Source organism: Nocardia sp. NPDC060220 (genome assembly GCF_042727815.1).
Taxonomy (GTDB): domain Bacteria; phylum Actinomycetota; class Actinomycetes; order Mycobacteriales; family Mycobacteriaceae; genus Nocardia.
Genome location: NZ_JBHWZY010001240.1, coordinates 1 through 1,511 on the forward strand (window position 1 = coordinate 1; position 1,511 = coordinate 1,511).

Genomic DNA, 1,511 nt, shown 5'->3' on the forward strand with positions numbered 1-1,511 from the left:
CAAAGGACCCTCTAGCGCTGTTCTGTGAGACTCTCTGCCACATCCTCGGTCCAGCGATCGACACCGTCTGACCACTGTGGGGTCACCGGACCCCTCGGTTGATAGCGAGGTGTGGACCTCGCTATCAACCGACTGGACAGGGGTCCGATCTCAGCGGGTGTGCGTGCCCTGCAGAGCGTGGCGGTACGTCGCCGTTTCGAATGCTAGATGGCCCTCGAAGGAGACAGGGTCGGCGAACGGCAGAATCTGGGTGGCCCAGTAGCCGGCAATTCCGCTACGGCGATCGATCCAGTAGAAGGAGTTGGCCAATCCAGCCCAGCCGAGCGCCCCGGCCGGTCGGCCGGTGGGCGCCTCTTCGTCGTTCACCATGAAGGTATATGCCCACGATTTCCGCTGTCCCGGAAAGAATTCGGCGTCATTGGAAAGCGTAGGGATCACCCCGGGGAGCTTCGTGACCTGCTGCCCGTCCAAGCCGTTGCAGACCGCCGCGCGGACAGTGTCGGCCCGCAATACCCGTCCACCCGGGGCGGCTCCGTCATTCAGCCACATCCGCAGGAACTGAAGGTAGTCACCAACCGTGGAGTAGAGCCCGTGCCCGCCCATCTGGACCTCCGGCTCCTGCGGAAGCACCAGGTCCAAGGGCAGCAGGGAACCATCGGGCTTGCGCTGATGGATAGTCGCCAACCGGTTGGCCATGGACGCGTTCAGCTTGAAGGACGTTTCGTGCATTCCGAGAGGTTCGAACACCCGCTCGGTCATCACCTCGCCCAGACATTTGCCGCGGATCGCCTCGACCACCTGACCGGCCCAGTCGATGCTCGATCCGTACTGCCACTTCTCGCCGGGATCGAAAAGAAGAGGCGTGGTCAATGCCGCGCGGGATCCGGTGATAATGGCCGGCTGGCCATGTTCGAGAGAGAGCCGGTGATAGGTCTCATCGAAGAAGTCGTAGCCGAATCCCGCGGTGTGCAGCAGCAGCATTCGTGTGGTGATCTCGCGTTTCGGCGCCCGCAGCAACGGCTCGCCGTCGGTACCGAAGCCGGTAATCACCTGCATCTCACCGAGTTCGGGAACATATTCGCGGGCGGGTAGGTCGAGGTCGAGAAGGCCTTCTTCGACACATTGCAGCACGGTTGTGCCGGTGATCGCCTTGGTCGTGGAGAAGATCGCGAACACCGAGTCGGTCGTCATCGGCTGGTTGTCGGCTGTTGAACGCACACCCGCGGCGCCTTCGAACAAAACCTTTTCGTGGTCGGTCACCATCGCTACGACGCCGGGCACGCGTGCCGCGTCTGCACCGGCGGTGACAGCTTCGAGCGTCTGAAAGAGCACATCGTTGAGGTCAGACATCCCACTCTCCTGCTTTCTGAGGTCGTTGTGGGAGGTGACGTTAAGACGACATCGACGGCAAGCCTGTCTGATATCGGCATCGTCTGTCTCGATCGAGCACAAAGACGATCGGCGTCAGCGCCGTGCGTGCCGCAAGGTCTCGGAAGGGTTCTCCCCGAAGC

The 1,511-nt window shown here is 62.1% G+C and carries 1 protein-coding gene; it reads right to left on the reverse strand.

Annotated features, from left to right (window positions below; genetic code table 11):
* Nucleotides 1–150 precede the first annotated feature (150 nt).
* The gene (locus ACFWF3_RS35660) at nt 151–1,350 is read right to left on the reverse strand and encodes a serine hydrolase domain-containing protein (RefSeq protein ID WP_379318547.1); all 1,200 of its coding nucleotides are present in this window, start codon (nt 1,348–1,350) and stop codon (nt 151–153) included.
* Between the last annotated feature and the right edge of the window lie 161 nt (nt 1,351–1,511).

Coding starts and splice junctions, on each gene's coding strand:
- ACFWF3_RS35660 (WP_379318547.1), bottom strand. CDS start 1,350: ATGTCTGACCTCAACGATGTGCTCTTTCAGACGCTCGAAGCTGTCACC.